24 protein-coding genes are annotated in these 26,253 nt (G+C 65.9%); 15 read left to right on the top strand and 9 right to left on the bottom strand.

Annotated features, from left to right (window positions below):
- A partial coding sequence (locus tag VKP62_15245) for a hypothetical protein (GenBank protein ID MEB3198552.1) occupies positions 1-856 on the bottom strand: 856 nt, incomplete at its 3' end.
- A 286-nt stretch (positions 857-1,142) separates the two neighbouring features.
- Positions 1,143-2,666, bottom strand: a complete 1,524-nt coding sequence (locus tag VKP62_15240; protein ID MEB3198551.1) for a hypothetical protein — start codon at positions 2,664-2,666, stop codon at positions 1,143-1,145.
- Between the two features lie 262 nt (positions 2,667-2,928).
- Between VKP62_15240 and VKP62_15235 the strand changes: the two genes are divergently transcribed.
- From VKP62_15235 to VKP62_15225, 3 genes are read left to right on the top strand one after another with little or no spacing between them, the layout of a single operon-like run.
- Complete coding sequence (locus tag VKP62_15235) at positions 2,929-4,104, top strand: aminotransferase class I/II-fold pyridoxal phosphate-dependent enzyme (protein MEB3198550.1); 1,176 nt, start codon at positions 2,929-2,931, stop codon at positions 4,102-4,104.
- A gap of 11 nt (positions 4,105-4,115) precedes the next feature.
- On the top strand, positions 4,116-5,435 hold the full coding sequence (locus VKP62_15230; GenBank protein MEB3198549.1) for an MFS transporter: 1,320 nt from the start codon (positions 4,116-4,118) through the stop codon (positions 5,433-5,435).
- Positions 5,436-5,486: 51 nt separating this feature from the next.
- Positions 5,487-5,771 (top strand): hypothetical protein, encoded by a 285-nt coding sequence (locus tag VKP62_15225; protein ID MEB3198548.1) that lies wholly within the window; start codon positions 5,487-5,489, stop codon positions 5,769-5,771.
- 54 nt (positions 5,772-5,825) lie between these two features.
- Here the strand turns inward: VKP62_15225 and VKP62_15220 are convergent, their stop codons facing one another.
- Positions 5,826-6,599, bottom strand: a complete 774-nt coding sequence (locus tag VKP62_15220; protein ID MEB3198547.1) for a hypothetical protein — start codon at positions 6,597-6,599, stop codon at positions 5,826-5,828.
- A 218-nt stretch (positions 6,600-6,817) separates the two neighbouring features.
- Between VKP62_15220 and VKP62_15215 the strand changes: the two genes are divergently transcribed.
- A complete protein-coding gene (locus VKP62_15215; GenBank protein ID MEB3198546.1) occupies positions 6,818-7,519 on the top strand; it encodes a hypothetical protein in 702 nt (233 codons plus the stop codon).
- Between the two features lie 42 nt (positions 7,520-7,561).
- On the opposite strand, the gene VKP62_15210 is transcribed toward VKP62_15215, so the two are convergent.
- The 4 genes from VKP62_15210 to VKP62_15195 are packed head-to-tail and all read right to left on the bottom strand — an operon-like array spanning position 7,562 to position 11,849.
- Positions 7,562-8,341: a hypothetical protein gene (locus VKP62_15210; GenBank protein MEB3198545.1), complete on the bottom strand. Its 780-nt coding sequence runs from the start codon at positions 8,339-8,341 to the stop codon at positions 7,562-7,564.
- On the bottom strand, positions 8,338-9,438 hold the full coding sequence (locus VKP62_15205; protein ID MEB3198544.1) for a FecR family protein: 1,101 nt from the start codon (positions 9,436-9,438) through the stop codon (positions 8,338-8,340). Before VKP62_15205 ends, VKP62_15210 begins: the two co-directional genes overlap by 4 nt.
- Positions 9,435-10,088 (bottom strand): response regulator transcription factor, encoded by a 654-nt coding sequence (locus VKP62_15200; protein MEB3198543.1) that lies wholly within the window; start codon positions 10,086-10,088, stop codon positions 9,435-9,437. The genes VKP62_15205 and VKP62_15200 overlap by 4 nt, the downstream gene beginning before the upstream one ends.
- 3 nt (positions 10,089-10,091) lie before the next feature.
- Complete coding sequence (locus VKP62_15195) at positions 10,092-11,849, bottom strand: CHASE2 domain-containing protein (protein MEB3198542.1); 1,758 nt, start codon at positions 11,847-11,849, stop codon at positions 10,092-10,094.
- Between the two features lie 189 nt (positions 11,850-12,038).
- Between VKP62_15195 and VKP62_15190 the strand changes: the two genes are divergently transcribed.
- Complete coding sequence (locus VKP62_15190; GenBank protein ID MEB3198541.1) at positions 12,039-12,482, top strand: EamA family transporter; 444 nt, start codon at positions 12,039-12,041, stop codon at positions 12,480-12,482.
- A gap of 85 nt (positions 12,483-12,567) precedes the next feature.
- Here the strand turns inward: VKP62_15190 and VKP62_15185 are convergent, their stop codons facing one another.
- Positions 12,568-12,708 (bottom strand): hypothetical protein, encoded by a 141-nt coding sequence (locus tag VKP62_15185; GenBank protein MEB3198540.1) that lies wholly within the window; start codon positions 12,706-12,708, stop codon positions 12,568-12,570.
- Between the two features lie 208 nt (positions 12,709-12,916).
- On the opposite strand from VKP62_15185, the gene VKP62_15180 reads away from it, so the two are divergent.
- The 10 genes from VKP62_15180 to VKP62_15135 all read left to right on the top strand — a co-directional run bounded on the left by VKP62_15180 (position 12,917) and on the right by VKP62_15135 (position 24,761).
- Positions 12,917-13,408, top strand: coding sequence for a hypothetical protein (locus VKP62_15180; GenBank protein ID MEB3198539.1), 492 nt, complete (start codon positions 12,917-12,919; stop codon positions 13,406-13,408).
- A gap of 48 nt (positions 13,409-13,456) precedes the next feature.
- A complete protein-coding gene (locus tag VKP62_15175; GenBank protein ID MEB3198538.1) occupies positions 13,457-17,242 on the top strand; it encodes an AAA family ATPase in 3,786 nt (1,261 codons plus the stop codon).
- A gap of 59 nt (positions 17,243-17,301) precedes the next feature.
- On the top strand, positions 17,302-17,910 hold the full coding sequence (locus VKP62_15170) for a peroxiredoxin (protein MEB3198537.1): 609 nt from the start codon (positions 17,302-17,304) through the stop codon (positions 17,908-17,910).
- Complete coding sequence (locus VKP62_15165; protein MEB3198536.1) at positions 17,907-18,704, top strand: radical SAM protein; 798 nt, start codon at positions 17,907-17,909, stop codon at positions 18,702-18,704. Before VKP62_15170 ends, VKP62_15165 begins: the two co-directional genes overlap by 4 nt.
- A gap of 312 nt (positions 18,705-19,016) precedes the next feature.
- A complete protein-coding gene (locus tag VKP62_15160; protein ID MEB3198535.1) occupies positions 19,017-19,709 on the top strand; it encodes a response regulator transcription factor in 693 nt (230 codons plus the stop codon).
- A 165-nt stretch (positions 19,710-19,874) separates the two neighbouring features.
- A complete protein-coding gene (locus VKP62_15155; GenBank protein ID MEB3198534.1) occupies positions 19,875-21,896 on the top strand; it encodes a tetratricopeptide repeat protein in 2,022 nt (673 codons plus the stop codon).
- A gap of 93 nt (positions 21,897-21,989) precedes the next feature.
- Complete coding sequence (locus VKP62_15150; GenBank protein ID MEB3198533.1) at positions 21,990-22,547, top strand: DUF4178 domain-containing protein; 558 nt, start codon at positions 21,990-21,992, stop codon at positions 22,545-22,547.
- Positions 22,544-22,822, top strand: coding sequence for a hypothetical protein (locus VKP62_15145; protein ID MEB3198532.1), 279 nt, complete (start codon positions 22,544-22,546; stop codon positions 22,820-22,822). Before VKP62_15150 ends, VKP62_15145 begins: the two co-directional genes overlap by 4 nt.
- Positions 22,823-23,221: a hypothetical protein gene (locus tag VKP62_15140; protein MEB3198531.1), complete on the top strand. Its 399-nt coding sequence runs from the start codon at positions 22,823-22,825 to the stop codon at positions 23,219-23,221.
- 16 nt (positions 23,222-23,237) lie between these two features.
- Positions 23,238-24,761, top strand: coding sequence for a polyamine aminopropyltransferase (locus tag VKP62_15135; GenBank protein MEB3198530.1), 1,524 nt, complete (start codon positions 23,238-23,240; stop codon positions 24,759-24,761).
- 77 nt (positions 24,762-24,838) lie between these two features.
- Here VKP62_15135 and VKP62_15130 read toward each other — a convergent pair.
- On the bottom strand, positions 24,839-26,253 hold a 1,415-nt coding region (locus tag VKP62_15130), incomplete at its 5' end, for a hypothetical protein (protein ID MEB3198529.1).

Genomic DNA, 26,253 nt, shown 5'->3' with positions numbered 1-26,253 from the left:
TCAGGACGCCGGCCGCGCTCACCTGGCGCAGACGACCCGGGCGCTCCTCGGCAATCAGAAAACCGCCCGCGCCATCGTCGACCAGCGCGGACGGACCTGCCAGGGGGACCTCCAGCGCAGGGAGCCCCTCACCCAATCGCTCCTGCCCCAACAACAACACCTTGATCGTCTCCAGGAGCTGGTCCACCGCAGGACTGCTCCGGCGCAAGGAACTGGTGGTCTCGACCACCGCCTGCGTCTGGTACTCCGGAATGCTGGTCAGCGAGACCACCGTGGAAGCCAGGCTATCCCGCAGCTGCGTCGCCTCGGCCTCCCGCAACTTGTTGAAGACACCGGCGCGCTTCTGCACGTACCGATCCAGCACATACACACTGGCCAGCGTGGCGGCGGTATCGATGGGAACCTCTCGTGCCGTTTTCTCGGACTGTACCAGCACGCTCGCCAGCGCGCCGCCCTGACGCAACGGAATCCGCAGCACCAGGTTCTCACTCGGTAGCTGAGCCCGCAGGGTGTAGCGGCCCTCGCCATCAGAGACCGCCCCCACGGGGCGTCCCTGCTCGTCGGTCAGCACGGCCCCCGCAGCGTCCGTCACGTAGACACCGGCGTCCCGCAACGGCGCTTCAGCCAGCGGAGCATCAGCGAGCAGGACGTATGGCGCGAGGCGGTATGGTTTGGTTTTGCTGATCAGACCCGCGCCATTGTTGCTGACCAAGCCCCCGCCGTTGTTACTGACCAGCGCCGCCCCATTGTTTCCGATCAGGCTGCCACCGGCATCGCTGACAAGGGTGACGCCGTTGTTGCTGAGGATCCCAGCCCCGCGCTCCGCGAGAATTCGCACCACGCCGGAGACCGTCAAGGAAGCTCCTCCCTGAGCGACAACGCGGGTCGGGAACCCCTGCGGCAGGGGTGCCAGGCCCCTGACGTCGGTCCCCGCTGAGGCGGCGGAGCCGGTCGCCCCTGACCCTCCCGACGTGACGGAGGTGGGGCCGGCGGCTGGAGAGGCAGCGCGCGAGGGCTTGCTGGTGACCCCCTGCACGGGAGTGCGCGTGACGGCGGGCAGGCGGCAGGCGGTTAGCAGAGCCAGAAGCAGGGTCAGGAGCCCGTGATGAACGAAGCGATCGTGGAGGCGCATCGTCAGCCCGTCACTGGCTCAGGGTATCCACCGCGCCGGTCAGCACCCCACCGGAGACCTTCCTGGTTTCCCCGCATTCAGCTAGCCCGTACTCTTGCCGGTCCAACCACCCACTTTTGTCGAGGTCAGCCGCCGCAAACTGCTCCTCGGTTGCGCCCGGCACCTGCAGGAATTCCTTCAGGTCGACCTGGCCGTTGTCACCGGCAGCGAGTTTGAAACTATTGTCACAGCCGACCAGTTCCTTGGTCGCGGGTTCCGTGACTGGCTGTGTGGGCGACAGCTTGCTCCCCGAATTCAAGGCAGTTTCAGTGGTCACGGCGCTGGTCGAGTCCAACCGCACCGGGGTGGGCGTGGGCGTCGCTTTGAGCGCAGGGGTGGGAGTGGGCGTCGACTTGAGCGTCGGGGTGGGTGTCGGGGTGGGTTTCAGCGCGGGCGTGGGCGACGGCGTAGGCTGCGAGGCAGGTGTGGCCGTGACCACGATAAACTCAGGCGCCGGGCTCGCTGCCACTGGCCGCCGAACCACGAGCCCACAGGCCTCCTCGCGGGTCACCTTGCCGTTCTTGTCCTGGTCATAAGCCGCGAAGAAGGCCGCCGCACCGCTGGCCTCTTTCGCCTCGACCACGTCGTCGCCATTCTCGTCGCGTTCCGCGAAGGCCTCTTCGCAGGTCAATCGGCGAGGCGCCGACGAGGGTGCGGCCGTTGGCTGAGGCCGGGCCGCGAGTTGTTCCCGCAGCACGGCGATCGCCTCGCCAGGATCCCGCAGATCCTCCCGCAGGGTCTCGACCACCTGTCGAACGGTCGGGGCCGCTTCTTGAATGGCCACGATGCGGGAGGCGACCGCCTGCGGATTGGCCAGATCCGGCACCCCGTTGCGGGTCAAGTCCTCGCGTATGGTGACCTGAAGTTGCTGAAAGCGCTCGGTATTGAACTGGCCCAAGCCCTCTTCTCTCGTGTCCACGACCGCTTCGGTGGCCAACGTGGTAGCCGGGTCGACGTCCGCGCGGCCGTCCCGGGCCTGCACGATCGTCTTGAGGTTGACGGGTAAACCGGCCGGGGTGCGCGCCATGGCCAGCACCACGTAGGTGAAGCCATCCGGGATGTCCGCGAAGAGGTACTCGCCCGCCTCATCCGTGAACACCGGCGGAATCTCAGGCAGGGCCGCTCCGGTGCCATCGGCCAGATACACCTCACTGCCCACCAAAGGTTGCAACGTACCGCTGGCCGAGACCTGCTGGCTCAACCGATAGTTCATGCTGCCGGCCGCGATCAGGTTCATGCTGCCCGCCGCAATCAGGTTCATACTGCCGGCTGCGATCAAGCCGTTGCTGCGCGCAAACGGGTCGCCCCCCAGCGCCGAGTAACCTGAGGGGACCCGCACGCCCCCCCGCACCGCCGTCAGCTTCGGGGTGGCGAAAGGTCGCCGCGCGTTGCGCGTCAGCGCATCGGAGCCGGCTTTGGGGGCCGAAACCGACACCGAACAAGCGGCCAGAACGGCCGCCACCAGGGCCAGGTTCAACCACCGTGTGGCAAGCATCAGGATTCCCCCAGGGTCTCGACCAACCACCCACAGGTCGCTTACCCGTGAGTGGCCCGCAGAAAACCCTCAGCCAACCGCCCGGTCCCGCGCAAGCCCGGCTCACCGCCAGTGAGCATCCAGATGTCGCAAGGAGCCGAGCAGCGTCTCTGCAACGTGGCTGAGGGGAGCACGAGCAAGCACCGAGGGGCGGTGAAAGACCCGCGAGGTCGGGGCATGTTTCCAGTCGCGCTCCCCCTCGCTTGCCGAACTGGAGACTCCCATGCGCAACCACGTCGCCCCCCGCGTCCAGCTGTTCAGCGAATCCGTCATCCGAGAGATGACCAGACACTGCAACCAGCACGGTGGCATCAACCTGGCGCAGGGATTTCCCGACTTCGCGGCCCCTCTGGCCCTCAAGGAGGCCGCCTGCCGGGCCGTGATGGCGGATGTGAACCAGTATGCCATCACCTGGGGCACGCCGGGGCTGCGCGAGGCGATCGCCCGGAAAGCGGCGGCCTTCAACCGGCTTGACTGGGTGGACCCGGCCAAGCACGTGACCGTCACATGTGGCGCCACCGAGGCCATGATGGCCGTGATGCTGTCGGTTGTGGAGCCGGGTGACGAGGTCATCGTGTTCGAGCCCTTCTACGAAAACTACGGCCCGGACGCGGTGATCGCGCAGGCCAACCTGCGCTTCGTGCCGCTCGAGGGCCGCGACTTCCGCATCGACCCGGACAAGCTGCGGGCGGCCTTCGGGCCGCGGACAAGGGCCATCGTGGTCAACACGCCGCACAACCCCACTGGCAAGGTCTTCAGCCGCGCAGAACTCACCCAGATTGCGGAGCTCTGTCAGACCTTCGATACCCTCGCCATCACCGACGAAATCTACGAGCACATGGTCTACACGGGGGAGCACGTCTCGATCGCCACGCTGCCGGGCATGGCCGAACGCACCATCACCATCAGCGGGCTCTCCAAGACCTTTGCCGTGACGGGCTGGCGTCTGGGCTACGTGATCGCTCCGGAAGACCTCACCGCCGCGATTCGGCGCGCCCATGACTTCCTGACCGTGGGCGCGCCGGCGCCCCTCCAGGAAGCCGCCATCACGGCCCTGGGCTTCGGGCCGGACTACTACCAGGAGATGCTGCAGAAGTACGCCGAACGCCGGGCCACCATGCTGGAGATCCTGAGCGAGGCCGAGCTGAATCCGATCGCGCCCCAGGGGGCCTACTACGTGATGTGCGATATCACCCACACCGGTATGGACGCAGTGCCTTTCGCCCATTTTCTGATCACGCAGGTCGGCGTCGCCCCGGTGCCGGGTACGGCCTTCTGGGCCGACAAACAGGCGGGCGGGCGCTGGATCCGCTTCGCGTTTCCCAAGAAGGAGGAAACCCTGGAGGCCGCGCGCCTGCGGCTGCGCACCCTGCCGGCACGCCTGGCGGCCGTCCGCTGAGGCCGACAGGCGTGTCGCTCGCCAGTCCGGCCCCCGCCTCCTCGCCGCGCCGCGCCCAGCGTCAAGCCGTCGTCGCGGCGGCCGTGGGCAGCGCCATCGAGTGGTACGACTTTTTTCTGTACGGCGTGGCGGCCGCGCTGGTCTTCCCGAAGGTCTTCTTTCCGGCCAGCGATCCCTACACGGGTGTACTGCTGGCCTTCTCCACCTACTTCGTGGGCTTTCTGGCCCGCCCGATCGGCGCGGCGGTGTTCGGTCACTGGGGCGATCGGATCGGCCGCAAGGCCACGCTGGTGGCGACCCTGGTGCTGATGGGGCTTTCGACCGTCGCGATCGGCCTGGTGCCCACGCATGCGAGCCTGGGCGTCTGGGCCGGGGCCCTGCTGGTCGTGCTGCGATTGCTGCAAGGCATCGGGGTGGGCGGCGAGTGGGGCGGCGCGGTGCTGCTGGCCATGGAATGGGCGGACGACTCCCGGCGCGGGCTCATGGCCAGCTGGCCCCAGTTCGGCGTGGCCGTGGGGCTCGTGCTGGCCAACGCCGCCCTGGCCTTCGCGGCCTGGTGGTCCGGGGATCAGTTTCTGACCTGGGGCTGGCGCGTGCCGTTCCTGCTGAGCGTGGGGTTGATCGGGGTGGGCTTCTGGATTCGCCTCGGCATTCAGGAATCCCCGGAGTTCCTCCGGCTTCAAGCGCAGGGCCAGCTGGAGGCCCAACCTGTACGAACGGTGTTGCGGGAACACGGCCGCGAGGTGTTGCTGACGGCGCTGGCGCGTTCGGGGCAACAAGCGCCGTTTTACGTGTTTACCGCCTTCGTGCTGGACTACGGCACACGCATCCTCGGCCAGGAGCGCCAGTTGATGTTGAACCTGGTCATGCTGGCCTCCTGCCTGATGCTGGTCAGTGTGCCGTTCTGGGCCCACCTGAGCGACCGCATCGGACGTCGCCGCATGATGTTGCTGGGCAGCGCGGCGATGGTGCCCTTTTCGTTCCTGTACTTCGGCTTGCTCGACACCCGCGACGCCGGCTGGATGGCCCTCGCGATCGCGGTGTCCCTTCCCGTCCACGACATGCAGTACGGGCCACAGGCCGCCTTCATCGCAGAGAGCTTCCCGACCCACCTGCGCTACAGCGGGGCCTCGCTCGGCTATCAGCTCGCCTCGATCACCAGCGGGGGACCCGCTCCCCTGCTCGCGCTGTGGCTGTTCGAAGCGACCCGCTCGTCCGTGGCGATCGCCGCGTTCATGGCCCTCTTCGCTGCCGTAGGCTTTCTGGCCATCCTGCTGCTGCGCCCCGACGCGAGCGCCCCGCCCCATGCCCTTGGAGCCGCGCGTCGCTGAATCGTTTCAAAACCGGACGAACGCGGGTAGGAGGCAGGCAGGAGGCATCACGTGCCGCACGAATCCGCCGACCCCGACCTCTGGAAAAGCCTGGAAGAGCGCGAGAGCGAACGGCTGGCGGCACTTTGCCTGAGAGCCGAACTGGCCCTCGCGGGGCTGATTCGCTGGGTACGGGCGCCGGGCAACGCCGCCAACCGAGAGGCCATGCTCAAGCAGTACCTGCTCGAGGCGGACGAGGTGCTCGCCACCGGACACATGGCGGCCATGCAGCGATGGGAGCGGGTCGTTCCGGTCGAGCCCTGGCCCCCTGAGCCCAGTTCCGAGGCACAGCCCTAGCCGCTAGCCGGCGACTCATTCGACTCGGCGAGCGGGCCGCCCCACGCGCTAAGTTCAGGGCAGCACGGGCGGTGCGGAGGGCACCGGCGGAGCCGGCGGAGGCGTCGAGGGCGCCTGCGTCGGGGCAGGTGCCGGACCGGTCGAGGGCGGCGCGGTGGGCGAGGTCGAGGGAGGATTGCTGGGGCGCTTCTGGCGCTCCGACAGGTCGAGCTGAGCGGCCAGGAAGGCCAGCAGCAGACGGCGGTCGATCGGACGCTGCAGGTCGACCAGACGCGCCTCCCCGCGAGCAAACCAGACGGGCAACATGGAACCGATTTTCTGGCCCTGGCCATCCAGCAGATCCACCCGCCCTTGCCAGGTGAACCAGGCAGGACTGCTGCGCAGCACGAGCGAGCGATCCTCGTCGAACACTTGCAGCACCACCCCGGGACGGACCAGACTGCGCAGCACGTCTTGCTTGACCTCACCAACCACCGTTCCGCGCAGGGCGCGCACCAGGGCCTTGAATCCGAAAGCGAACGAGGCCTGTTCCAAGCTGCCGATTTCCTGCTCGTCACCATCCATCAGGCGCCAGGTGGAGGTCGCAGCGAAGAACTTGCGCTGAATCACGCCGACCTTGCGTTCACCTTCCGCCACGTCATAGGTCGGCCGCAGGATCGAAAGAGGGCGGCGACTGAGGCGAAACTGACCGCTGACGCCAAAATGAGCTTCGGCCGCATCCACCACCGCGGCGTCCCGCTGAATCGCCGTCGCCGGCAATCCCTGCGGCACCGTCCCGCAGCCCAGCATCATGGCAGCCACAACGAGCGAGAGACAGTGGCGATACATCAACAGACTCCTGCGAACGAGACAAACGGATTGTCCGGCCGCCGGGATGATATCTTTCCCAAGTAAAGTTTAAGAATTACTTAAGCGAGCCTCGGCGAAACCCGCTATGATGTCAGAAGGTGGTCCATTGCTGCCGCAGCGTTGGCCCTCCCCGTACCGCGTCTCTCCTCGCGCCCGCCGCAACGCCGCGACGAGGCCCCCTCGATAGCGACGTTCCCATGATTCCGGCCATTGCTCGCGGTCTACTCGCAAGCGCCCTGCTGATCGCTCCAACCGGCTGTGCCCTGCTGGACCTCGTGCGCGACCAGGCCCTGGGCGAGGCCGATGTGACGCCCGGGCTCCCGCAGGCGACCCCTGGACCGGGCCAGACCCGACGCGTGCTGCGCACCAAGTTCGGCCCCGAGATCAAGCTGATCGACAATGCCCGCTACACGGGGGCATTGTATGGCTTTCGCAGCGTCCGCCACCTGACCTTCTGGCGGCCGGTCTACGTGGGCGGAATGGCCTATGGCTCCCTGCCCCTGCCCAATGGTGCCGGCGTCCAGCTGGCTCCCCTGTTTGGCTATGCGGGCTTGCTGGTGGGCTACGAATGGCGCGTGCCAGGCTTGGCGGCCCGGGGAGACGAACCCGCCTGGTTGGGCTTCTCGCAGCGCAACCCGCCCTGGCTGGGGCTCGACGCCAATCTCCATCTGGGGCTGACCCAGGACCTCGCCTCCGTGGGGCCCAACCCGCTCGGGCAGAATCTCTCGCTGGAACCCAGTCTCTCGCTGAGTCTGCCACTGCCCTTCCTGCGCGGCCTGCGCCTGGCGGCCAGCGGCGGGTATTTATACCTGCCGTTCGCCGCGGACTACAGTGGTTGGACCATCAGCCTGCGCGTTGAGGGAAAAACGATCGAGACCCGGATGCTGATCGACGAGTGAGCAGGAGGCTCGAACGGGGGCGTGATGGGCAGCCCGTCTCGTCTAAAAGTCGTATCCCAGGCCGGTGGCCAGATAGCCTTCACTTCCCGTGTCGGGCAACCAGCTTCGCATCAACTGCAAGTGGGCCTCCCAGCCGGATTCCAGGCGATGCGACAGCATCACGTAGCCCTGCTGGCGAGGCTCGACGCGCTGCGCATAAAGCAGGGACTGATAGGCGTAGCGCGCGCTGAGCACGGTACTTGGGCCCAGGCTCTGGTCAATGCCGCCGCCCAGCGAGGGCATCGTGAAGCCGTTCGAGGGGGAGGCCAGCGAGACGAACTGCCCGGCCCCGACCTGCAAACGGGCCCGCGCACCCGGCCAGCAGGATTGCACGTAGCCGCCCTCGAAGGCCTGATACGAGCCCGTCGAGAAAAATTGGGTGCTTCCCAGCAACACATAGGTTTCCCGCTGCGCATCCAGGTGCCAGATCGTGTTGGCATACAGCGAGCCCCACAGAGCGCTGGCCGCCGGCAAGAGGGCTCCGGCGCGTCCATGGACACTGGCGATCACCCAGGTGTCGATCTCGGGTGTCAGGACGAAAACCTGGCCGAGATTGAGACCCGCGTTCAGCCCCACGTCCTCCGACGTCGCTGGCAGCGCGGCCATCGGCATCAGCGTGCCGCTTCGACTGTCGTTGTAGTAGGTGTCGAGCGACACTCCCCCGGTCCAACCGCCGTAGGCGATCGCCCCGGCCGGCTCGCCTGTGGCCTGCCAGGCGATCAAGGTCAGAGAGAGCAGGCAGGCTCCGGGCCAGGCGCGGCTCGCCAAGGAGGGCTGGCTCACGGGGTGCCTCCGGGGGGCGGGGGCGGCGGCCGGTGCTCGTCGTGAGGAGGCATGGGCACGGGGCGGCAGTCCAGCTCCGGGCGGTCCGGCAGGGGGCAGGGCGGAAAGCCGGAGCTGCGGTGCGGCGGGCGTCCGGCCGGAAAGGCGTAGTTGGGGTCAGCCGCGACCGGCTGGCGACCCGAGGGATCCCCCGGAAAGTGACGCGGGCCTGGCCCGTGCCGGTCCGAGCCGGGTGGCGGAGGTGGGTCGCCCCGTGGAGCGAGCATCTCCGCTTCCCGCGGGGGCAGGCCCGGCGGCCGACGGGGCGGGCCTCCATTCGGGAGGGGCAAGGGGGGTGCCTGCGGCCGCTGATGATCCGGGTAACCACGCTCCGATTCCCGGACCCTTTCAAGGCGAACGGCAGCCCGCTGCTGACGCAACCAGTCCCACGCCCCAGCGCGGGGAGAGGGCGCCGTACCGTCTTTCCCCGACGCGTCATTCGGTTGCCGGGCAGGGGGCTCCAGCTGATTCAGCTGGTAGGTGGGCAGGCCCGGAGCAAGCGGCTGGGGCGCGCCCAACGGGCCGAAGGGAGAAACGATCAGGCTTTGCCCCGGCTCCAGCAGACGCGCGGCGCCCGCCTGGCTTCCCGTCACCTCCACCAACCCTTCGTAAACGGCCACCGTGGTGGATTGATCGGCATTGACCGCCACGTCGAGAATCGTCCCTCGCACCACCGCCGTGGCGCTCGGCGCTTTGAAATAGAAGGGCTGTCGCAACTTCTCCTGAAAGCGGGCCCAAACCCGACCCTGCTTCAGCAGGACGCCCTCGTCCGCGGGCACCACCAGTTCGCTCAGTGGCATCAGGCGAAACTCGCCTCCGTTGCGCCACTTCAGGCGAGCCTGCCCGCGCAGGCCCGTCCGCACGACGGCCCCCACCTGCAATTGTTCACCACCGGCGGCCTGGCGCAGGGTCTGCTCGCTCACGGCTCGCCACATGACCGGACCGCTGACCTCCACCAGGATGGCCACCGGGGGAGGCTGCGTGCTGCCCCGGGCGACGGGAGCCATCCCGGCCAGCAGCCCCAGCACGAGCGGAAGACGAAGCCAGCCTACCCTCATGGGCGCGCATCCTCCAGCGTGATCGTGCCCATCCGCAGGGCCTTCAGCACCGCTCCGGTCCGCGAGGCCACGCCCAGTTTCGAGAAGATGTTGGAGAGGTGCTGCTGCACCGTGCGGTCGCTGATGCCCAGGTGCCGGGCGATCTCCTTGTTCGAGAGGTCCTTGGCCAGCGTTTTGAGAATCTCCACCTCCCGCTCCGAGAGCGCCTCCTCGCCGCCGTCCGTGCGCCAGGACGCCATCATGGCGCGGGCAACTTCCGGCTGCAGGATGGCGGGCTTGCCCTCCGCCACCAGACGAATGGCCTGCAGCAACTCCGGCTCGTCGGCCGTCTTCAGCATGTAACCGTTGGCCCCGGCCTGCAAGGCCCGCAGGATGCTGGTCTCATCGTCAGCCGAGGTCAGCACGACGATGCCGAGCGTTTCCCCGCGCGCGCGAAGCTCCCGCACCACCGACAACCCGTCGCGGCGTGGCATCTGGAGGTCCGTCAGCAGCACGTCAGGCCGGTGAGTGGCCACCAGGTTGAGCGCCTCGTCCCCGTCCCTGCCACGGCCGACCACCGCCACGTCGGAGGCCGACTCGAGCATCTCACAGGTGCCTCGCAGGACCATGGGGTGGTCATCCACCACCACCACCCGGATCGCATCAGCCACGGCTCACCCCTCCCTGCGCTCAACCGGCAGCGTAAACCGCAAGGTGGTCCCCGCGCCAGGTCGTGAATGCACGGCCAGATCGCCGTGGTGGCTGCGCATGCGCAGCCACATCCGGTGCAAACCACTGTGTTCGATGCCAGGCGGGGGAATGCTGAGGTCGGGCGGCGTGAAGCCCTGTCCATCATCACTCACCTCAATGATGGCCGTCTGCGGGCTCTGGTCCAAGCGGATACGCACCCGCGAAGCGGCCGCGTGCTTCAAGGCATTGGTGAGGGCCTCGTTCACGAGCCAGTAAAGTTCGACCTCGCGGGCCTCCGGCAGGGGCTCCCAGCTGGCCAGTTCGGCACGCACGTCCAGCCCGCTGCGCTGGGCGTGCTGAAGGGCCAGGACGGGCAATGCCTCTGCCAGACCGCCGTGGCGCAGGGCCGGCGGCAGCAGGTCGCCGCGCAGACGCTTGATCTCGCCCTGGGCCTCCTCGGTCTGGGCAGCCAGAAACTGAAGCCGATCGGTCAGGTCCGTCGTCTCCGAGCGTTTGAGCAAGCGACGGACCTCTCGCCCGATCACGACCAGTTGCTGCTGGATGCCATCGTGGAGTTCCCCTTCGATGCGCGCCCTTTGACGTTGCGCCTCGGCGGCCAGATCCGAACCATAGCGAGCCAGCAACTGGTTGCGGTGTTCCAACAGGTCCGCGCGCTCGCCCCAGACCCCGGCCAGATGGCACGAGGCCAGCGCCCCAAGGACCGGTACGACTTCCAGCCAGACCCCGTCCCGAAAAGCGATGAGGGAGAGCACCGACCAGGCCGCGGCCGCAAGCAGCAGCCACAGGGTCCGGCGCGCCGGGCCATCGCTGCCCCGCGTGAGCACGCGCCCGGGCCCGAGCGCGAGGGCGAGCATCAGCAGGGCGATCGCCAGCGGGGCCAGCCGCTGGAGAAACCCGTCCCGGGCCAGGTTGTCGATCGCGCAGGCCGCCAGCTCCACCCCCGAAAGCGGGCCCATACGGGGATCGGCCACGGCGAAATTGGTATCGGGAAGCCCCGTGGCGGTGGCACCGAGCAGGACCATCCGGCCCGTCAAGGCACTGGGGGAAACCTGACCCTCCAGCACGTCCACGGCCGACACCAGTGGATGCCGGCGCGGCCCCTGGAAATGAAACAGCTGCGGGCCAGTCCGCCAGGGGAAATGCGGGCTTGGCGGCGAGACGGCGCTGCCCCGGTGGGCGCCCAGCACCGCCGTGGGAAAGGCAGGCACCCAGTGCCCGACCACGTTCTGGAAGGGCTCCAGTTCCCAGACCTCCGTCTGAACGTGGCTGGCCAGTTGCACGCTGCCCAGGGCCACGGCCGCGGCCCCGAACACGGGCAACGGTTCGACCGCCCGCATCTCCAGTCGGGCCGCATCGGCATAGGCGAGGAAGATCGGGAGCACCGTCGGCACGCGGCTCAGGGCCTGGGCGAGGCTGCGGTCCTCCGCCGGCTGCCGGGCGGGTTCGTTGAAGGCGACGTCGATGCCGATCACGCTGGGACGCGCGCGTCCGATGTGGTCAACCAGCTGAGCAAAGAGACGACGGTCCCAGGGCATCTGCCCGTACCGCGCCAGCGAGCGCTCGTCGATCGCCACCACCACGACGTCGTCGGTGTCCCGCCCGAGCGGCGTCAGCATATACCTGGCACGCACGCTGAGCCGCTCGAGTGGTTCCAGGGCCCCAAGCAGGGTCAGGGCCGTCCAGCCGGCGCAAATGGCAAAGGCGAGAAAAACAGCGCGCATCGACGACTCCGCGAATCATCCCGCCTCATGCTACCGCAGCCCCCGACAGGATACCTGGGCGTTTCGGCGCAGGGCGCTCTCAGCCAAATGGCGGATCAGGTATGCTCAAGGCACGCTGCACCGGAAAGACTCGCCGCGAACGTCCAATTCCCCTTCCGCTCCTCCCGCGCCCTGCCCTGAGCCACGCCCATGACCTTCCCCCCCCTTCCCACCCTGCTGCTGACCCTGGTGACTGTGTTGCTGTGGGGGCTGATCCCGATCATCGACAAGCTGGCGCTGAATCATCAGGCGACTTCCCCCCTGCTCGGCATCACGATTCGCGCCTGCGCCGTGGCCGTGCTGGCCTTGCCGGCGCTGGCGCTTTCGGGGAACGGGTGGCAGGCCTTGCGACAGGTCCCGCCTTCAGCCCTCGCGCTGTTTGCCGCGAGTGGCATCGTCTCGCTGCTGCTGGCCCAGTACACCTACTATGCCCTGCTCAAGCAAGCCGACGTGTCACGCCTGTTCCCCTTCCTGTTCGCAGCCGCACCGGTGGTCACCATGGTGCTGGGCGTGGTTTACCTGGGAGAAACCTGGCGCGCCAGACAGGTGCTGGGCGCCATTTTGGTGATTCTGGGCGGCATTCTGCTGCTGTAAGCGGGCCGGCTTCCAAAGGCTTCAGGTCCCGTCGTGACGAGCGGGACCTGAAGCGTGCGGGGGATTACCAGTTCGAGGCGGCCTCTCAGCTCACCGTGGCCGACGTGTTGCTGATCAGCGCCAGCAAGCCCGGCGACGATGGCGTGGGATGCCCCGCCAGGACCGCGTGAGCCGCCTGCAAGACGACCACCGCCACCCCAGCCATCAGCAAAAAGAGCAGTTTCATGGATTCCCGATCCGTCATCGTACGCCTCCCTGCGCGAGGTGACACTCCCTTGTCCTGATCCATGCATCGGACAGCCGAGGGACCCGCTGAAATACATGCGCCTCAAAAATCTGCAACATTGTGATGGGGGTCCTTGCCGGGGGGCGACTGCGTCATTTTTGGTGTTGAGAGATCCACCCCGGTCACTGCCCGTTAAAATGGTCGAACCATGCCCAATGAACCCTTCAAATGGTTGCTGATCGGGGTGCTGCTCGGCTCGATGGTGATGGCCGGGAGCATCTGGGGCCTGCTGCAGTGGGGGCGGCGCCCGGCCGATTGGAGCGCCGACGAATTTCGCGCCCACGGCCTGCCCTTGCCCCCTCAGGCCCACCGTCCCCATCGCAATGTGAAGGCCCACGGGCACGACCCTCACGCGTCACCGGCCCACGCGCACGAACTTCCCTCATCCGACGCCCCTGCTCACGAGCCAGCCGGGCGGCCTGACGCTCACGCGGTGCCCGAGGAACACCCTGCCCCCACGCAAGCGTCTCCCGCTGCGCGTCCGAACCCGACGGAGCGGCCTGGCCCTTCCGAGCCTGCGGCGACGGTTCCGGCGGCCCACGGCGTCGAACGCGGGCACGGCGACAGCCCAGCAGGATGGCCCGTCACGCCTCAGGGCCGCAAAGGTCACGCCCCAGCGGGGCAAAAAATCCATCCCTGAACCCGTCGGCCGCTCGCCTTGTTCGCACGCCGGGTGGGTAAGTAGACCTTGCCCCCTGGCTGCGGCCACCCCGCAGCCGTCTCGCGCCCCCCAGAGCGGATGCCGACCGAGTTACTCGACCACCGTTATCAGATCGTGCAGCGTCTCGGCGAGGGTGCCATGGGCGCTGTTTATCAGGTGGAAGAACGCGCCTCCGGTAAGACGCTGGCCATGAAGGTCATCTCGCGGAAGGTGGAGGGGGGCGAGAAGTCCTACCTGCAACTCAAGCAGGAATTTCGCTTGATGACGCAACTGCGTCACCCCAACTGCTGTGCCGTTTACGATTACGGGCTGCTGAATTCGGGCGCCCCTTTCTTCACGATGGAACTCGTGCCGGGGCGTGGACTGGATGAGATGTTGCCCGTCCCCTTGGCGGACGTCCGGGGCATTCTCGGACAGCTCCTGCTGGCCCTCGGCTACATCCACCAACTGGGCTACTTGCATTCCGACATCAAGAGCGCCAACGTGCGCATCCGACCGGATGGCACCGCCAAATTGATGGACTACGGCCTCATGGAACTCGCGGGCCGAAGCGGGGGAGCGATTCGCGGCACCGTCGGTTACCTGGCCCCGGAAGTGGTGAGGCGAGGGCGCCTGGACCGACGCGCGGACCTTTATGCCTTGGGGGTGCTGGCCTACGAGATGATCACGGGCCAGCTGCCCTTCCAGAGCGACCAGTTGCTCGACCTGCTGCGCATGCACCTGTCACAGGCACCGACGCCCCCCTCCGTCCTTCAACCCGCGGTCGATCCAAGCCTTGAACACGTGGTCATGCGCTTGCTGGCCAAGGAGCCGCTGGATCGCTACCAATCGGCCTACGACGTGCTCGACGCGCTGGGCATGGAGGTGCCTCAAGGCATCGGGGGCAGCTTGCTGGCCTCCCCCCTGGTGGGACGCCAGGAAACCCTCACGCGGCTTCAGACCGCCGTCTCCGTGATGGAAACGGGCCCTCCCGGCGAACGCATTTTCATCTGGGGCGAAAGCGGCATCGGCAAGAGTCGTCTGCTCGAAGAGCTTCGTTTCGCTGCACAACTGGCCGACCTGCACCACATTCAGGCCACGCCACGCAACACGCCAGCGCCCTACGGGCCGATCCTCGATCTGCTACGCCGGGCGCTTCCGTTCGCGCGGCGCCTGATTCCCGAGGTGCTGGCTCGGGTGGCGCCCGTGCTGGTGAAACTGCTGCCCGACCTGGCTGAAGAGACCGCCATCGAACCGGCCCCCGACCTCGACCCGCCGGCGCGCGAGAAGGCGCGTCTGCAAGACTGCATCGCCACCCTGCTCGGAGAACTGGCGCGCCAGGCTCCCCTGGTGGTGGCCCTGGACGATTGGCACCGGGCCGATGAGTTGTCCCAGGAGTTGCTGGAGCACCTGGTCCGCAACGTCAGCGACGCGCGTCTGCTGCTGGTGGTGGCCTCCAGACAGCTGCCCGAAACGCTGCCGACCTGGCTGGCCCAGGCGGAGCGTCTTCAGATCGCGCCCCTTCCCGCGACTGCCGTCGACATGATGGTCAGCTCGATGCTGGGAGATTCAGCCGTCTCGGAACGGTTGACGGCTCGCGCCTTGGATTTTTCCAAGGGCAACCCGTTGCTGATCGAACAGTTGCTCGAGCACCTCGTGCGGGAACGCATCCTGACCAACCAGGCCGGACATTGGCAGACCGACATCGAGATTCCGGACGAGAACTTGCCCTCCGATGGCCCGGCACTGCTGTTGCGTCAGCTTGAGGCCTTGTCTCCCGATGTGCGACGCCTGGCAACCCATGCCGCGGTGGTGGGCGAGAACTTCACCCTGGAATGGTTGCAAGCGGCCACGGAACAGGAGGAAGAGCACCTTTTCGATGCCCTTCAGGCGCTCGAGATTGCCCAGATCATCGTGCCGGAAGAAGGTGGCGGGTACCGCTTCGCGCAGCCGGAACTCCAGCGTGTGCTGCTGGAGGAGGTGCCAAGCTCGCTGCGTCGCCCCATCCATGCGCGCATCCTGACGGTACTGGAGCACGAGGCGCGAGGAGAAGGACCGGAACGTCTCCCGCTGGAACTGATCACGGCCTTGGCACGACACAGCTTGGAGGCCCAGGCCAGTGACCAGGCGATCGTCTATGCCCTGGAAGCCGGCAATCGGCGATCGGCGCTGTACGCCCTGCAAGAGGCCGAAACCTTCCTCGACCAGGGACTGGCGCTGTTGCGAGAGGCCCCCTCTGACCGCTGGAGCCCTGTGTTGCTGCGTTACCTGGAGCAACTCGGGTTCATCAGACGAGCCCGGGCCCAGGCCAAAGAAGCCAAGGAGGTCCAGGCCGAGGCGATTGATCTGGCCGAGCATCTGGGTGCCCAGCGTGAACTGGGGAGGCTGCTGGGCTCTCAGGCCAAGGCTTGTCTCGTCCTGCAGGAGAGTGCCGTGGCGCTCGAATACTGTTCCCGCGCCATCCTGGTCAGTGAGGCCGCGGGCGACAGCGTCAACCAGACACGCTGCCTGCTGGTGGCGGCGCGTCTGCATTTCTACGCGGGCGACCTGCCAACGTCCTTGCGAATGGCGGAACAGGCCGCCGCGATTGCCGAGACGTCCTTCGATGTGACCTCCCAGGGGTCGGCCTATGCCTTTGCCGGCTATGTCTGCGTGGCCTCGTCAGACCCGGCCCAGATTCCCCACGGGATCTCCCAGCTGCAACGTTCTCTGACCCTGCTGCTGTCCAGCGGTGACAAGCTGGGGCTGGTCAACTCGTACAACCTGTTGGGCAACGCCCAGAACGCCTTGGGGGAGCCTCGCGAGGCGTGGGAATCCTTCCAGGCCGGCCGAGCCCTGGCCTTTGAGAGCGGCTCTCGCTCGGACGAAGTGGTGGCCGTGCTGAATCTGGCCATCACCGCGCTGGAATTGGGGAACCTGAGCGAAGTCCGCGAACGCGCCCAGGAAGCCGAAGCGTTGTCGAGTCGCTACGGCGTGAAATACACCCACGGCTACGCCATGTCGATGCGCGCCCTGGGCGACGTCCTCGCCGGCGCGGGGCAGGAATCGCTGGCCCTGATGGAGCGTGCCCTCGTGTTCACGCGAGACCTGCGAAACAAGTATGTCGAGGCCTTGGTGCTCATGTACCAGGTGGAGTTGTTGCTGAATCTGGGGCAATGGAAAGAGGCACTGACGGCGAGCCAGGCCCTGAGAGAGGTGATCGACGCCACGGGCAACCCCGAGCCGGAAACGCGACTCAACGCCATGCTGGCCGAACTGCACCTTCATCGCGACGAATTACCGGATGCCGAGTGGCGCGTCGAACTGGCTTATCAGGCCGCCAAGGTGGCGCTTTCCAAGGGCATGCAGGCACGTGCCCTGCGGATCAAGGCGCAGGTGGCGGTCGCTCGGGAACAGTGGCGCGAGGCCGCCAACTGGGCCCAGGAAGCGCTGGAGCTGGCCATCCGGGTGGGCAACGCCCTGGAGCAGGCGCGCGTGTATGCGATTCTGGGTGAGATCGCCCTGGCTCAGGGGCATTCCCAAGCACGCCAGCACTTCTTGCAGATGCGACAGCTCGCGGAAGAGGTGGGAAGCCCCAGTTTGCAGGCGCAAGCCCATTTTGGCCTGGCGGCCGCCGCGCCGTACGCGCCCGAGGCCCCTCATCAGGTCGAGCAGGCCAGGCGCCTGCTTGAAGGCGCCCGCGATGCCTTGCCCAAGCCTGCTCGGGGGGCTTTCGAAAGCGTGCGCGAACACCACCGCGTGCTGCAAGAGGGGCACCTGGCCTTCTCCCTGGCCAGGCGACCAGCCGAGCGTCCGCCCTGGTTGCTTCAGCAACTGCGGGAACGCAGCATTTGACTTCGGTTCGTGACGAATAAGCCTGTCCAGCGCTCAAACGCGGGCCTGAACGAGCGGCCGTGCCCCCCATCCATTCCCCGGCGGCCCATGGTTCCCGTCAGCCGGGTGCGCTAGAATGGGGTCCTCCCCTCCAAGGCATCAGGTCGCCCCAGGGAGCGAAAGGAGTCCCCGTGTTTTTCAAGGACACCTCAGGACCTCGCGAAGGAGACGCAGCGCCGCCCTTCACGCTGCCCGATCACGACGGCCGGCCGGTCTCTTTGCTGGACTGGCGAGAAAAAAAACGGGTGGTGCTGGCCTTCTATCCGCAAGACGACACCCCTGGCTGAACGCATGAGCTGCGCGCGTTCAATTCGGCGCTCGACCGATTGACGGCGTGCGATACCCAGGTGCTGGGTATCAGTCACAACACCTCCGAATCCCACGCCCGCTACCGGGCCAAGTTGGGCTTGAACTTCCCCCTGCTTGCCGACCCACGCGGCGAGGTCGCCCTGCTTTACGGGGCGAAGGGCTGGCTGCCGTTCTTCAAACGAAAGACCGTGGTGCTGGATGGACGCGGCATCATTCGCCTGATTGACCAGGGGATGCCCCGCGTTGACGGCATCGTCACCCTGCTGGAGGGCTTACGGGGCGACCTGGGCCCTGTCCCCCGTGGAGAGGCTCGCCCGTGACCCAGGTGCAAGGTTCGACCGTCTACGGTCCGGTGGATTCCTGGCGTATGGGCCGCTCGCTGGGCATCGACCTGCTCTACACCTCGTCCATCTGCTCCTTTCGTTGCGTGTACTGCCAGTTGGGGCGGATCGAGACCCCCACTTCCGAGCGACGGGAGTGGGTCCCGGTGGCGCGGATCCTGGAGGACCTCGCGCAGTCGGACTGGCAAAGCGCTGACATCGTGACCTTCAGCGGCAGCGGGGAACCCACCCTGGGGGCCAATCTGGGCGAAGCGATCCGGGCCGTCAAGGCCTTTACCGGCAAACCGGTGGCCGTGCTGACCAATTCCACCAAGCTGGAAGATCCGGGCGTACGGGCAGAGCTGGCCGAGGCAGACAAGGTCTTTTGCAAACTGGACGCGGCCGACGACGCCACCTTGGCGCGCATCGATCGTCCGGTGGACGGCATCACGGTGGCAAGCATCGTGCGGGGAATCAAGGCCCTGCGCGCCGAATTCAAGGGATTTCTGGCCATCCAATCCATGTGGATGCCCGCCAACTACAAGGATTTTGAAGCCTTCGCGGGCCTCGTGCGGGAGATCCGCCCCGACGAGCTACAGCTGAACACGCCCACCCGCCCCGTCCCGCGCGGCTGGTTCCTGGCCGCTCGCGGCAACTACAGCCTGGACGACGCCCCCTACGAGGCCCTCCCGCTGCGGCACCTGAATCGCGAGGAGGCTCATCAGCTGGGAGAGGCGATGCGTCAGTTGACGGGCGTGCCGGTCACGAATGTCTACCGGGACGCGTCCACCTGACCGGAACGCAGCACCGTCCAACCACCAGCGCGGTGACCCGATCTTAACCACGGGCGCAGGTCGCAAATTCCGCTGGCTCGCTGTAAAACCGCGATGGATGGGATTCCTGCGTTTCCCATTCCTTGACATTGGTTAAGGCCGATGGCAGGATTCAGGTTAAGAACCACCGTCGGGTTGGTAAGAAAAAGACGATGAGCATCGCTTGGTTCAACCAGGCATTCTCCCCGCCGACGCCCCCCTCACGTCACGTCGTTCCGGCTTCCACGTGATACCCGCGTTGGCCCTCAGGGGCCCCGAGAGGAAACAAGAGTCATGGCCGAAAAGATTCTGCTGGTCGACGACGAAGAAATGATTGTCGAATCCATCGAATACGCCCTGCTGCAGGAAGGCTACGAAGTCGTTCGAGCCTCCAACGGTCAGGAAGCCCTCCAGCAAGTCCAGCTAACCAAGCCCAACCTGATCGTGCTCGACCTGATGCTTCCTCAGCTGAGTGGCCTGGAAGTTTGTCGCCTGCTTCGGCGCGAACACAACGACGTGCCCATCATCATGCTGACGGCCAAGGGGGAGGAAATCGACCGGGTCATCGGCCTTGAAGTGGGGGCGGATGATTACCTCATCAAGCCCTTCAGCCTGCGTGAACTCGTGGCCCGCATCAAAGCCTTGTTGCGGCGCTCCAAGAGCTCCGATGGCGACACCAAGCAAGCCAAGGTGTACCAGCACCAGGACCTCACCATCAACCTGTCTGAGCATCGTGTCACCGTGGGCGACCGAGTCGTCGAATTGTCGCCGAAGGAGTTCAAGATCCTGGCGATGCTCATGTCGACCCCGGGTCGCGTCTTCAGCCGGGAAGAACTGCTGGAACAGGTGTGGGGCCTTGACTTTTACGGCGACACCAAGACGGTCGACGTGCACATTCGCTGGCTCCGCGAGAAAATCGAGACGGATCCGTCAAGCCCGAAATACGTGCAAACGGTGCGTGGGTTCGGCTACCGACTGGGCGCCTGAACCAGCCCCACCGCTTTTCTGACTGAGATTCAAATGCCCCCGCCTCGGTGACGAGGCGGGGGCAAAACTTTACAAAAAGAGATCTCAATCACAGGCAGATCAGCTTGGCAGATCTTAACATAATGCTCTAATATTGTGCGCCTTGACGAAAGGATCGCCCCTGCAATGCAGCAACCGTGCCCCGGTAAGGCCGCCGGCATCGACAAGATCGGCCCCTACGAGATCTTGAGTGAGATCACGCACTCCTTGACAGGACGCGTCTATCTTGCTCAGGCGCCTGGCACGCAACAGCTGCTGGCCATCAAAGAGATGCTGGTGGAGACGGAGAGCGGCCTCGACGTCACGGAGCAGGTGGCACGCTTCCGGCGCGAGTCGGAAATTCACATGGCCTTGCAGCACCCTCACATCGTGCCGGCCATCGACGCGGGCGTCGAACCGGCCCGCTCAGCGGCCGGCGACCTGGCCGCCGTGCCGGAACGTCATTACCTCGTGATGGAATACCAGGCCGGTCATAGCTGGCACTCGCTGCTCGAAGACGAGACCGAGCGGCAAAACCTGACCCTGCCTCGCATTCTGGAACTCGGCTCCCAGCTCTGCAAGGCCTTGCATTACATGCACGAGCACGGGGTGGTTCACCGCGACATCAAGCCCTCCAATCTGCTCATCTCCCCCATCGGTGAACTCAAGGTGACCGACTTCGGGATGGCCCGACGCTCCTATGGCCCCGGCATCACGCAGGCCAAGATGATGCTCGGAACCCTGAATTATATGGCGCCTGAGCAGTTGCTCGACGCCTCCTCGGTCGATGGCCGCTCGGATGTGTTTGCCGCCGGTGTGATCCTGTTCAAGACCTTTACCGGACAACTGCCGTTCGCCGCGCAGAACGCCACGGAAGTGGCCCACAACCTCTTCTATGCCGAACCGCCCAGCCCGCAGGAACTCAATCCGTTGTTGCCGGCCTCACTCAGCGAAAAACTGCTGAAGGCCTTGAACAAGGATCCGGACTTCCGCTACCTGTCGGCCGAAAGCTTCGCCAAAGACCTGGACGTGGAGCTCAAAAACGCCGAACTGCACGTGTGCCAGGGGAAGCGGTACCTGGCCATGAAGGGCTACCGGGAGGCCAGCCTCTCGTTCCAGCAGGCCATCAACCTGGACAACAATCACGCCTGCGCCTGGTTCGGACTGGGCGAGAGTTACGAGCACCTCGGCGAGGAGGCTCAAGCGCTCGAATGCTATCTGCGGGTCGTGGCGCTCGACTCGGCACGCGTCGAGGCATATCAGCGACTGGGCCGTTCCTACGTGAAAAATGGGAACGCGCAAGCGGCGCTCAAGATGCTCCAGCGGGCCTGGGTGCTCAATCCCAAGGAGCGGGAAACCTGCTTCCTGCTGGGCCGCACCTACCTGGCTCTGGAGCAGTTCGCGGAGGCTCACGACCAGTTCACGCTGATGACCCAGGAGTACCCGCAATGGGCCGAGGCGCATTACGAACTGGGCCGGATCCGCTATCGTCAGCAGGACCTGCCAGGGGCCTTGGCGGCGTTCACCAAGGCCACTGCCCTCGCGCCGACCAATCCGGAGATGCTGTTCAACCTGGCTTCCCTCCATCACGAACTGGGTGACCTCGTGCAAGCCCGTTCCAACTACGAGGCGCTGGTGCAGCTGGATCCTCAACATGGCCACGCGCGTCACAATCTGGGGTGTTGCCACTATGCCCTGAACCAGCTCAAGGAATCCGAGCAGACCCTGAAAAAGCTGGTCGACGAGCATCCTGAATGGGCCCAAACCTGGTTCGTGCTGGGACACCTCTATGACCAGACCGGCCGACCGCAGCTCGCGATCGAAGCCTTCCACATGGCGGTCGAGTTCGAACCGACCAACGTGGAGGCCTTGCTGACACTCGGACAATCCTATTACCGGGCCTACCAGCCCAACGCGGCTGTCGAGATCTTCAAGACGGCGGCCAGTTTGCCCGGCCCTGCGCAAGCCACCGCCTGGTTCTACCTGGCTCAGGCCTACAAGGTCAAAGGGGCCAACACCGACGCCCTCGACGCGTTGAGTCGGTGCCTGCGCCTGCAACCCGATCGCGACATGGCCCGCGCCGCCCAGGATCTGTACAAAGCGCTCGGAGGCGGGCGGACCTATCAGTTCCCCGTCGCCAACTTGCACGACGCACGTATGGCCCGCTGACGCGGTCACATCGTATACTGTGGGTCCGTCTTTCCGGGCGGGGCCCCGGTGCAGGGTGCCCACCGGAATCGTCTCCCCTCCTGGAGGGCTGATATGGGATTTTGGGAATGGCTCATGGGAACGCCGCCCGACCAGCCGGCGGCGCCGGTGCGTCGCGTCGGAGGAGCCTCGGAGGCGCAGCGGCGCGCCAGCGTTTTCGGCCTGCTGCCGGGAGACGTGGTGAGTTACGATGAGCACGACTACATCGTAAAGAACAAGATCACCTACGAAGAGGATGGGTTCGTCTGGTACGACTACCTGCTCGTGGATGACACGCGCGACAAGGAACTCTGGCTGTCCGCGGAAGACGACGACGGCGTCAGCATCGGTATCTTTGAGGAAATTGAACTCGACACCATCCCGCCGGTACCCCGCCAGATCGAGCATCAAGGCGTCCGGTATCGCCAGACCGAACACTCCGAGGCCTCCGTTCAGATGGAACGGGAGGACCCCTCTCGGGACACGGTGGGTGGCCGGGTCGAATACTGGGATTTTGAAGGCCCGCAGGACCGCTACATGTCGGTCTTGCGCTGGGGCGGCACGCATGAAGCCTCGGTAGGTAAAGAGATCAGTGAGCACGAGCTCACCATTTATCCGCGGGAACACGCATGAGGCGCATCGGCTATGCCGGTCTGATCACGGTGATGACCTTTGCCCCGCTGGCCATCGTGTGGGCCTCCGACCGGGGCCCGGCGGCCGCCGGCAGCCCTTCGGCGGGCTACCAGCGACATTATGGCGGCTCCCGCTTCAACGCCTATTATTTCGGGGGCGGGCATGGCGGCTGGTTTAGCAACAGCTATGGCTGGGGACGCGGCGATCTCGGCTATGACCGCGATGGGGGCGCAGGGCGCTATCGTAGCGGGGGCCCCGGCGCGGGGGGCAAATGAATGAGTAACTGGCTGTCCCTTTCCGCTGAACACGGCTGGCGGGCCTACGTGTACGCCGCCTTGTTTCCACTGGACCTGTTCGGCGACGACACCGACGCCCGCCTGGCCTACCAGCACACCAAGATCACCGAACTCGTCCCGTTTCTGGGCGTGCTTTGCCCACTGCTGGTGATGCTCAGCGCAGCCACCAGCATGGGCTGGATCGCGCTGCTGGTCTTTCTCTCACTGGAAGCGTTTCTGATCGCCCTGATGACGAAGTTCCACCTGAAGCTCGCGGGCAACCAGCTCATGGAAGTCTGGCTGAATCTGTGGATCTCGATGGTCCTGATGGCCACCACACTCGGCCTCCTGGCGCTGCTGTTCGGGGGATGGAGTTCGCCCAATTTCAACTGGGACTGAGGGCGTGGATTCTCCCTTGATACAGCGTCCGGCGGCGCTTTACGTGTCCGTCGCGCTCATCGCCACCTGCGGCATCGTCTACGAATTGATCATCGGCGCGACCTCCAGCTATCTGCTGGGCGACAGCGTGTGGCAGTTTTCCATCACGATCGGGTTGTTCCTCAGCGCGCTCGGCATCGGCTCCTGGCTCTCGGCCTTCCTGCAGACCCGACTCTTCGCCACCTTCATCGCGACCGAACTGGCGATCGCCCTGATTGGCGGATTCTCGGCCCTGCTGCTGTTCGGCGGCTTTGCCAGCACGCCGGAGCTGTACCCGGTGTTGCAGTATGCGCTCACGCTGGTGATCGGCACCCTGGTGGGCCTCGAGATTCCCCTGCTGATGCGCCTGCTGGAACACCGGCAGACCCTCCGCTACAACGCCGCCTACGTGCTGAGTCTGGATTACATGGGCGGACTGATCGGCTCGCTCGCCTTTCCGCTCCTGCTGCTGCCCCAACTGGGCTTGCTCAAATCCGCCTTGCTGACGGGCCTGTTGAATGCGCTGGTGGTGGTGCTGGGGCTGGTCGCATACGCACAGCCCTTCCTGCGCGGGCGCCGGCGCCTGGCTGGCGCCACCGTGCTTTTGATCGGCAGTCTGGCCTATGCCTTCGTGCAAGCGCCTCAGGCCGAGCGAATCCTCGAACAGGCCATGTACCGGGACGACATCGTGTATAGCGAGCAGACCAGCTACCAGCGCCTGACCTTGACCCGCGAGGCGCAGGACCTGCGCTTGTTCATCAATGGCAATCTCCAGTATTCATCGCTGGACGAATACCGCTATCACGAAGCCCTGGTTCATATCCCGATCAGCCGGCTCGGGCGCCCGCCCAGGGACGTGCTGGTGCTGGGTGGGGGCGATGGCCTGGCCGCGAGGGAGCTGTTTCGTCATCCGGAGGTCCGCCGGGTCGACCTGGTGGACCTCGACCCGGCCATGCCGCGGCTGCATCGCAGCCATCCCGACCTGCTGCGCCTGAACGAGCGCAGTCTGACAAACGAACGCCTGAAGGTCCACAGCGAGGATGCGCTCCGCTTTCTGCTGCGCGAGCGCAGCCACTACGACATGGTGGTGGTGGACCTGCCCGACCCCAATTCGGAGACCCTGGTCAAACTCTACACCCGCGAGTTCTATGCGCTGATTGCGCGACACCTGAGACCAAACGGGGCAATGGTGGTGCAGGCCAGTTCCCCGTATTTCGCGCGCGAAGCCTTCTGGTGCATTCACAAGACGCTGCAAGCCGCCGACCTGGTCACCGAGCCGTATCATCTGGACGTGCCGAGTTTTGGCGATTGGGGCTTCGTGATCGCCAGCCCGCGCCACCTACCAGGGCAATCCTGGCGCATTCCCAGCACCACCCGCTGGCTCACGCCCGCTCTGGCTCCGACCCTGTTCCGCTTCGCCAAGGACGACGACGGCAGCTTGAGCGATCGCCTTGAAGCGAACACCACCTTCAAACCGGTGCTGCTGGGATACTACCAGCGTGGTTGGGGACACGAACGCTGATCCGGCCCGGCCGCTTGGCCGTCGCGACGGTCAAACGAGCCCCCTGCATCGCCTGCCCCGGCTCCCAAGCGCTGCTTTCAGGGGGCAAACTGGAAGGTGATCGACAGGTCCGGATCGACCTCCACCACGTGGCCCTTGCCCGCGTGCTGGACCACCACCGCCCCCGAGGGCAAACGCCAGGCGGCAATGGGGGTCAACAAATTCAGGCCAAAGCGTCCCACCCGGGGGAAGTAAGCCGGCTGACCGCCGTACTGCCAGACGATCTGACCTTCCGGCGACACTTCGATCACCCGATGATTCTGCGTGTCCGCGATCAGCGTGTTGCCTCCGGGCAGCCGCGTGGCGTGCTCGGGGTGGAAGAGGCAGTTGGCCGCATCCCCCCCACGGCCCAGTTCCCCGTAACTCCAGACGATGCGACCGTCCGGCGACGCCTCGTAGACCATATGAGCCCCCCAATCGACCACCAGCAAGTGACCATTGGGAATCCGCGTGGCGTAGGTCGGGGCCTGCAGACGATGCTGATGTCCCTCATAGCGCCAGAGGACTTCCCCCGCGGCCGATACCTCGATCACCCGCCGGTTGGATTGGTCGGCGATCAAGGTATTGCCATTGGTCAGGCGTTCGGCGCTGCGGGGGTTCGAGAGTTGTTTGGCACCGGCCCCAAGACGACCGAACTCGCCGAACTCCCAGGCGATCGCCCCATCCGGTGTCAGCTCGACCACCCGATGATGCCCCGTATCCGTCACCAGCACGTGGCCGTTTTTCAAGCGTTTGACGTGGTGTGGTCGATCGAGCGTGGCCCGGTCGCGGCCCGCTGCGCCCAGCCCGGTGTGTTGCCAGACCAGTTGCTTGGTGCGGTCGACCTCCCAGATGCGATGTTGCAGGCGATCAGCCTGCAGGAAGGTTTGCGGCAGATTGGGAGGCAACTCAGTTTCACTCAGCACGTGCACCACCGCGGCGGCAGGGGCCGGCACCGACTCGACAGTCGGACGTGCGGGGCCCGCCTTCGTGGTGACGGCAGGCGGCAGCAAATGGTATTCCCACACCACCGCCAGGTCCGCATCCACCTCACACACGCCCTGCCGCCCCGCGATCACCGTGTTCCCGTTACCGCGGCGGCGGGCCAGAATGGGGTCACGCACCCCTTGCCCATTTCGCACGTCGGCCGCCCGGTAGGTCCACACGACGGTGCCCAGGGAATCAATCTCGATCACGCGCTGGTTGCCGGCATCCACCACGAGCGTGTTGCCCGAAGCCAGCCGCAAGGCCGAGGAGGGTTCGTTCAGTTGGTTAGGGCCATTGCCCTGGCCCGACCCGAGCCGGTTGCCGGCATTGCCATACTGCCAGGTGACCCCCTTGCCCGTTTCCAGCTCGATCACCCGATGATTGCCCGTGTCGGTCACCAGCAGGCGCCCGTTGCCCAGCACGCAGACGTAATTCGGTTTGAACAGACCGTCACCGCCACAGCCCATCTCGCCATAGGTCCAGGCCG

The sequence above is a fragment of the Candidatus Sericytochromatia bacterium genome (assembly GCA_035285325.1).
Taxonomy (GTDB): Bacteria; Cyanobacteriota; Sericytochromatia; order S15B-MN24; family JAQBPE01; genus JAYKJB01.
Note: the sequence above shows the minus strand (reverse complement) of the source record. Positions and strands in the feature narration are given on the sequence as shown.